The sequence below is a fragment of the Pseudomonas sp. 44 R 15 genome (assembly GCF_900004965.1).
Taxonomy (GTDB): Bacteria; Pseudomonadota; Gammaproteobacteria; order Pseudomonadales; family Pseudomonadaceae; genus Aquipseudomonas; species Aquipseudomonas orientalis_A.
The window spans coordinates 7,282-14,807 of record NZ_CVTU01000087.1; the positions used below are offsets into that span (position 1 = coordinate 7,282).

Here is a 7,526-nt window from a genome sequence, read left to right on the forward strand (position 1 = left end):
ATTCAAGCCTGCGTTCGGCCAGCGTGGTTTAACGGGGCGCCTGAGATCAAAAGCAGATCAAGATCAAGGGCGGCTCGCTTCGCATCGTGGTTACGGTTGGGGGGGACTGGAATTGTGTTGGCAGCTATGCTGCGATGACGCCGGTTCAGGCAACTCAAATCTCGGGTGTCCAGGTTACCCCGAGCATCCACGTCCGGGCTGCTTCGCGATAATTCTGATACCCCTCGAGGTAGCTGTACTTCGCCCGCGCATAAGACTTGTCCAGCACGTTATCGACCTTCAACGACAACGAAACCTCGCGGTTCAACGCCCAACTGCTGCGCAGCCCCAGCAAGGCATAGCCGCCCAGGCGATTACGATTGGCTTCGTCATCGTAGCTGCTGCTGATGGCCTGCCAGCTCGCGCCCACACCGACCTTATCGAACTGCCGATCCAGGTCCAGGTTCAACGTGCGCCGTGCGCGGCGCGCCAGGGTATGGCCGCTGTCGCGGTCACGCGGGTCGATCAACGACACGCCCAGGTTGCCTTGCCAGCCAAACAACTCCTGCTTGAGCGCTGCTTCAACACCATTGATTCGCGCCGATGCCACGTTCTGCGGCTTGCCACCGTCAAGGATGATCGCATCGCTCAGGTCGGTGCGGTACAGCGAGGCTTCCAGGCGTGTGCTGTTCGCCAGTTGGCTGCGCCATTGCACCTCGTAGCTTTTTGACGTCTCAGGCTGCAGGTTGGGGTTGCTGTACTGCGTGTCGGGGTAATAGAGATCGTTGAAGGTCGGTGCGCGAAAGCCTTCGCTGTAGCTGAGCAACACGTCATTGTCAGGGTTGATCGGCACTGTCAGCGTGCCGCTCCAGCTGTTCTGGCCGCCGAACTGCTGGTTCTGGTCGCGGCGCAGGCCCAGTTCGGTGGAAAACCATTCACCGTGAAAGCGATGCTGCACGAAGGCGGCACGGTTCCAGCGACTGTCTTCGGTAAACGCGGTGGAACCGTGGAAGCGGTCTTCGTACCAGTCGCCGCCGACGATCAGGCTGTTGCGCTCGTTCAGCGTCAGGTCGTTCTGCCAGTTGACCGAGTCGCGGTAGGTATTGAACACGCTGAAATCATCGCTTAGGGTGTCGCGCTTGGTGTCGCGGTTTTCGCTGTGGCCCAGCTCCAGGCGCGACTGCCAGCCTTCGCTGAGGGTGGCGTCGACATAGCCGCTGGCACTGCTGACGGTGTAATCGGTGTAGGGTTTCTGGCCGAAGCTTTGCCCGGTGGCGAAGTCGTAGCGCCCGAAGCTGTTGTCGTACTCCGACTTGCCGCGGTTATCCAAAAGGTTGAAGCCCAGTTCCAGCGCATCGCTGAACGAGTGGCTGAGGTTCAGGCTCAGGGACTGATTGCGGTAGGCGTCGTGGTCGCCGTCGCTGGGAAACGACTGATGGCTCGAGTTGATGCCGGCCGTTTCATCCAGGCTGGCGCCCAGGTTGAAGCGCGTCTGTTCATCGCCGCCCGACAGGCCGACGCTGCGCTCCCAGGTCTGGTGGCTGCCAAAGCCCAGCTTCACCCGGGGTTGCAAGCCTTGCTCGGCGTTGCGTCGGGTAAACACCTGGATCACCCCGCCGATCGCATCGCTGCCGTAAATCACCGAACGTGAGCCGCGCAGCACTTCCACGCGCTCAATCTGGTCGACGTTGAGGTATTGCAGACCGCTGTCGCCGGAGGTGGTATTGGCGATGCGCTGGCCGTCCACCAGCACCAGACTCTGCGCCGATTTTGTACCGCGAATGTAGATGCCCGGCAGACTGCCACGTCCACCGGTGGGCGCCACTTGCACCCCGGGCACGCGGCTGAGCAGGTCGGTAACGCTGTCGGGCTGCAGGCGGTCGATATCGGCGCGGGTGAATACGGTGTTGGCGGCGCTGCTGTCATTGCGCGCCTGCACCTGGCGGTTGGCGCTGATGACCACGTCGGAGAGTTTCAAGGCATGATCGCGGGTGTCGGCGAGCAGATCGGCGCAGGGTAGCAGCAGCAGGGCAAGGCTCAGGCGTTTCATGGGCTGTCCATAGCGTTTGAAGGGTGTACACATCAAAATGTGGGAGGGGGCTTGCCCCCGATTGCAGTGTGTCAGTCAGAACATCTGGTACTGATACACCGCTATCGGGGGCAAGCCCCCTCCCACATTTAGTCCCGGTTTCTACAGGGCCAGAAGCGCCAAACGCTGGCGCACCGAGGCCTCGATACCGGCTTCATCCAACCCGCATTCAGCCAGCATCTGCGCCGGCTTGGCGTGTTCGACGTACATATCCGGCAAGCCCAGGTGCAGCACCGACTTGAGGATATTCTCCCGTGCCAGGAATTCACTGACCGCCGCACCGGCACCGCCCATGATGGCGTTTTCTTCGACCGTCACCAGCAGTTCGTGACTACCGGCAATCTCGCGCACCAGGGCTTCATCCAGTGGTTTGACGAAGCGCATGTCGACCACGGTGGCATCGAGTTTCTCCGCGACTTTCAAGGCTTCGGCCAGTTGCACGCCGAACACCAGGAAGGCCGTCTTGCTGCCCTGGCGACGCAGGAGGCCCTTGCCGATTTCAATCGGCTCCAGGTCTTTCTCGATCACCGCATTCGGGCCATTGCCGCGCGGATAGCGCACGGCGGCGGGGCCGTTGTACAGGTGGCCGGTGCTGAGCATCTTGCGCAATTCGTTCTCGTCGCTCGGCGTCATGACCAGCATGCCGGGGATGCAGCGCAGGTAGGACAGGTCGAAACTGCCCGCATGGGTCGGGCCGTCTTCGCCGACGAGGCCGGCGCGGTCGATGGCGAACAGTACGTCGAGGTTCTGCACCGCCACGTCATGCACCAACTGGTCATAACCGCGTTGCAGGAAGGTCGAGTAAATCGCGACCACCGGCTTGGCGCCTTCACACGCCATGCCCGCGGCGAACGTCACCGCGTGCTGCTCGGCAATCGCCACGTCGAAATAGCGCAGCGGGAAACGTTCGCTGAAGGTCACCAGGTCGGAGCCTTCCTTCATCGCCGGGGTAATGCCTACCAGGCGCGGGTCGGCGGCGGCCATGTCGCACAGCCATTCGCCAAACACGCCGGAATATTTCGGCCCGCTGGCCTTTTTCGGCGCGGCGGCGGGGGCGTCCAGGGGCTCGAGCTTGGTGATCGCGTGGTAACCGATCGGGTCGACTTCCGCTGGGGCGAAGCCTTTGCCCTTCTTGGTGACGATATGCAGGAACTGCGGGCCCTTGAGGTCACGCATATTGCGCAGCGTGGCGATCAGGGTGGGCAGGTCGTGGCCGTCGATCGGGCCGATGTAGTTCCAGCCCAACTCTTCGAACAAGGTGCCGGGCACCAGCATGCCCTTGGCATATTCTTCGGTGCGACGGGCAATTTCCCACGCGCCGGGCAGACGCGACAGCACTTTCTTGCTGCCTTCGCGCATGCTGGCGTAGGTGCGGCTGGAGAGGATTTTCGCCAGGTAATTGGACAAACCACCCACATTGCGCGAAATCGACATGTCGTTGTCGTTGAGGATCACCAACATGTTGGCATCCACTTCCGGCGCATGGTTCAGCGCTTCGAAGGCCATGCCCGCGGTCAGCGCGCCATCACCGATCACCGCGATCGCCTTGCGCTCACTGCCTTGCAGGCGGGCGGCAATCGCCATGCCCAGCGCTGCACTGATGGAGGTACTGGAATGGCCGACGCCAAAGGTGTCGTACTCGCTCTCCGAACGCCGTGGAAAGGCGGCGATACCGTCTTTCTGGCGCAGGCTGGCCATGCGCTCGCGACGGCCGGTAAGGATTTTATGCGGATACGCCTGGTGGCCCACGTCCCACACCAGCCGGTCGTCCGGGGTGTCGAATACGTAGTGCAGGGCGATGGTCAGCTCGATCACGCCCAGCCCGGCACCGAAATGCCCACCGGTCTGGCCGACCGTGTAGAGCAATTCCAGGCGCAGTTCATCGGCCAGGGTTTCCAGCTCGGCTTCACCCAGTCGACGCAGGCCGTCCGGCGTGGCAGCGCGGTCGAGCAGGGGCGTGGACGGGCGCTTGCGGGGAATCTCTTGGAACGTCGTGGGCATCAGGCGAATCGTTATAGGTATAGAAGAGGCGGCAGTTTACCTCAAGCATTGCAAACTGCCCACGCAGAGGGGCGAACTTGGCCGATTTGCGGCGCTTATGGCCGCAGCTGTCAGTGGCGACGTTCGACGATATACCGCGCCAGATCACGCAACGGCTCAGCCGCCGCGTCGAAAGGTCGCAGGGCGTCCAGGGCTTGATCGCGCAGCTCCAGGGCGTAGGCCTTGGCGGCCGCAAGCCCGAGCAGCGCAGGATAGGTTGGCTTGTCCCGCGCGATATCGGCGCCCTGGCGTTTGCCGAGGGTGGCGGTGTCGCTTTCCACGTCGAGGATATCGTCCTGCACCTGGAAGGCCAGGCCGACAGCCCGTGAATAGGTTTGCAGCGCCGCCAATTGCGCCGCTTCAGCCCGGCCACTGGCCAGGGCGCCCAGTTGCACGGCAGCTTCGATCAGCGCGCCGGTCTTGTGACGATGCATGTGTTCCAGGGCTTGCTGATCCAGCTTGAGGCTGACCGAACCCATGTCGATCGCCTGCCCGCCGACCATCCCGGCCGGGCCTGCGGCCAGGGCCAGCGCGGTGACCATGCGCAGGCGGGTCTCGGCGTTGACGCTGCTCAGCGCCGGGTCCAGCAATGCGCTGAACGCCAGGCTCTGCAGGCCATCACCGGCCAGGATCGCATAGGCTTCATCAAAGGCTTTATGGGTGGTCGGCTGGCCGCGACGCAGATCGTCGTCGTCCATCGCCGGCAGATCGTCATGTACCAGGGAATAGGCGTGAATCAGTTCTACCGCACAGGCCGCGCCATTGGCCTGCTCGGCTGGCGCACCCAGCGCTTCACACGCGGCATACGCCAGCAACGGGCGCACCCGCTTGCCACCGTTCATCACGCTGTAGCGCATGGCCTCGTAAAGCCGCTTCATTTCCGGGCTCGGCGCAACAAACAAGGGCTCCAGCGCCGCATTTACCCGGGCTTGGCTACTGGCCTGATACGCATCGATCATTCGGGTTGTTCCGCATCGAAAGGTTCTTCGGCCAACTCCCCATCGCGCTCAAGCAACACCTGCACTTTTTGCTCAGCCTGCGCCAACGCGCTCTGGCAGTCACGCGTCAGGCCGATGCCTTGCTCAAACGCCGTCAACGAGTCTTCCAGCGACAACTCGCCGTTCTCCAGACGCTCGACCAGGGTTTGCAGGTCGGCGAGGGATTGTTCGAAATCGAGTGCAACTTTTTTGCGGGCCATGGCGGCAATTCCGGTAGACGGTAAACCGGCGCGACACTAGCAGACATGGGGGATTGGGGCAAATGAGTGGGGGCTGTTGCTCGTAGGTGGGATTGATCTGATAACACGTGCTGCGGCCGCCTCCGGGGAGGCCTATTAGCATTTTTTTATGGTAGGTCAGGTGCCGTGTGGCCAGATTCAGTGGGGTGATCCATGAGGGAGCGCCTGGGTGAGCCGAATAGGGGGGGCTATTCGGCTCATTTGATGAGCCGATTGTGCAGCAGATTTGGCTCATGGCTCCTGGCTCCCTTGGAGCAATTTCTCAGAGTTTAATAGGCAGCAGCGCGGCTGAAGCCGTGTTCACGTGTTTGTTGGGTATGGATGAATGGCGGTTTCGCTCAATTTCACAAAGCCGAGTTTCTTTGTCGTGAGCTCAATAAATTCAATGCTTTGGTCAGAAGAAACATTGTTTATTTATATTTAATTTAATCTTGATAGATGGTTGTTGGTAGAGTGCAAATTTTTTAAGCAATATAGGTTGGCTTTTCGCATAAGCTATATTCTTGCAAAATCAACGTCGCCCTCAAATGAAATACAGGCAATCCAATCAAGCTGTTTTTGAAGTATGTAAGTATGCTGGGGTATTTTTGAAAAAGTTTGCAGTGATTGCATGAGGTCTCTGCATGTAATTGAATAAGCGTTGTCGGTTGCGTCGCCGATGAAAATTACATCGCGTGTAGTGGCTGCTTTTATTTTTTTCTCTAGCATCTCTAACGTAGGTCGTAATGAGGAGGGGCCGACATAGGTGTTTTCCTTAAATAGGCTCCAAGCTATTTGATTTCCGGAGAAAGGAACGGTTGCATTAATTTTTTCAACAATTAAGTCGTGTTCGACTTCTGCTGGGATATCGAATTCGATATTCAGCCGGTTGAGGTCTTTGATTATTTCTTCGTCAAGATAGCTCATTTTTTTGCAAACCTCTTTGTGAGTTGAAGTACAGTTTTTGACGTGCCCTCAAAGGTGTAGTGGGGGCCATTTTTTTTGTGAGTCCATACATTAATGTGAGCGCCATGCCTCTCGTCATATTCAACACGATAACCTGTCCTTGCATCAGTCGTTTGCATGCCGATGGGCTGACCTTTGCGCTCGCCAAATTTTCCTAGTTTTGTTTTTTCCGCCCGAAAGTCATTTTCCAGTAACCACTCAAGTGCTTTGTTCAATGCTTGCTCGTAGGTGGCGGAATGAGTTGAACTCCCTACCTTCGGCGGTTCTTCTCCATATCGAGGAGAGGTTTGGCTTTGCCGTCCCGGGCAATTGTCCCGCGTACACGCCAGCCCCAGCGGATCAATCCACCCCGTAGGATTGAGCGTGTATAGGTACGCATTGATCCCTCCTGGCAACTTCACCGGATCGGGCGTCAGGTAACGACCAATATCCGGATTGTAGTAGCGATGCCGGTTGTAGTGCAGGCCGCTTTCCTGGTCGAAGTACTGGCCTTGAAAACGTAGTGGGTTGTCGATTTTGCCTACGTCGAGGCGGCTGATTTCGCCGTAGGCGCGGTGGTGCGCGGACCAGACGATTTCACCGTCGGGCGTGGTGAGTTCCTGCGGTGTGCCGAGGTGGTCGAGTTGGTAGTGGTAGGGCTTTACGTCTTCCGGCCCGAAGCCTTCCAGCAGTGCCAGCGGGCGGAAGCTGTCGGGTTCGTAGAGGTAGCTGCGATGACGTTCCGCATGGTGTTCGGCGATCAGCTTGTCGCCTTGCCAGAAGAACTCTGTGGTTTTCTCTTCTATGGTTTTGCTGATACGTCGACCAAACGGGTCATAGCGATAGCTTGCGGTTTGGCCGTTGGGCTTGGTGAGGCCGATCAGCCGGTGCTGGCAGTCGTAGCGGTACTCGGTGACGAGTGCATGACCCTTGCCACGCCGTTCTCTTATTAGATTTCCAAAAGCGTCATAGTCGTAATGGTGACCGCCTTGGATCATCAGGCGATTGCCCGCCACGATGTCCGGCCCCGGCCTGTCTTGCATAAGCAAATTGCCGGCGGGGTTGTGGCCGAAACGCTCCTGTACGTCTTGCGAGTGATCGGCGCGGGTCAGGCGGTTTAGTGGGTCGTAGCGGTAACGGTGTTCGCCTTTGCGGGTGTCGATCAGGCGGGCGAGGTTGCCGGCTTTGTCGTAGTCGTATTGGCGTTGGTAAAGGTGGTTTCCTTGCTGGGTGACGGCGTGGGCGTGCAGGCGGTTT

At 59.3% G+C, this 7,526-nt stretch carries 6 protein-coding genes; all 6 read right to left on the reverse strand.

What is annotated here, in order from left to right:
- Window positions 1-154 precede the first annotated feature (154 nt).
- Window positions 155-2,029, reverse strand: coding sequence for a TonB-dependent receptor domain-containing protein (locus BFP93_RS11280; RefSeq protein WP_065893137.1), 1,875 nt, complete (start codon window positions 2,027-2,029; stop codon window positions 155-157).
- A 141-nt stretch (window positions 2,030-2,170) separates the two neighbouring features.
- Entirely contained in the window at window positions 2,171-4,069 is a 1,899-nt protein-coding gene (dxs, locus tag BFP93_RS11285) for a 1-deoxy-D-xylulose-5-phosphate synthase (protein WP_065893138.1), read from the reverse strand.
- A gap of 110 nt (window positions 4,070-4,179) precedes the next feature.
- Window positions 4,180-5,067, reverse strand: a complete 888-nt coding sequence (gene ispA, locus BFP93_RS11290) for a (2E,6E)-farnesyl diphosphate synthase (RefSeq protein WP_065893139.1) — start codon at window positions 5,065-5,067, stop codon at window positions 4,180-4,182.
- Window positions 5,064-5,306 carry an exodeoxyribonuclease VII small subunit gene (locus BFP93_RS11295; RefSeq protein ID WP_003176346.1) on the reverse strand — a complete coding sequence of 81 codons (243 nt, stop codon included), beginning with the start codon at window positions 5,304-5,306 and terminating at the stop codon, window positions 5,064-5,066. Before BFP93_RS11295 ends, ispA begins: the two co-directional genes overlap by 4 nt.
- A gap of 534 nt (window positions 5,307-5,840) precedes the next feature.
- Window positions 5,841-6,251, reverse strand: a complete 411-nt coding sequence (locus BFP93_RS11300; RefSeq protein ID WP_065893140.1) for a hypothetical protein — start codon at window positions 6,249-6,251, stop codon at window positions 5,841-5,843.
- Window positions 6,248-7,526: RHS repeat-associated core domain-containing protein (locus tag BFP93_RS11305; protein WP_141687969.1), on the reverse strand; the 1,279-nt coding region annotated here is incomplete at its 5' end. The genes BFP93_RS11305 and BFP93_RS11300, both read right to left, overlap by 4 nt.

Coding starts and splice junctions, on each gene's coding strand:
- BFP93_RS11280 (WP_065893137.1), bottom strand. CDS start 2,029: ATGAAACGCCTGAGCCTTGCCCTGCTGCTGCTACCCTGCGCCGATCTG.
- dxs (WP_065893138.1), bottom strand. CDS start 4,069: ATGCCCACGACGTTCCAAGAGATTCCCCGCAAGCGCCCGTCCACGCCC.
- ispA (WP_065893139.1), bottom strand. CDS start 5,067: ATGATCGATGCGTATCAGGCCAGTAGCCAAGCCCGGGTAAATGCGGCG.
- BFP93_RS11295 (WP_003176346.1), bottom strand. CDS start 5,306: ATGGCCCGCAAAAAAGTTGCACTCGATTTCGAACAATCCCTCGCCGAC.
- BFP93_RS11300 (WP_065893140.1), bottom strand. CDS start 6,251: ATGAGCTATCTTGACGAAGAAATAATCAAAGACCTCAACCGGCTGAAT.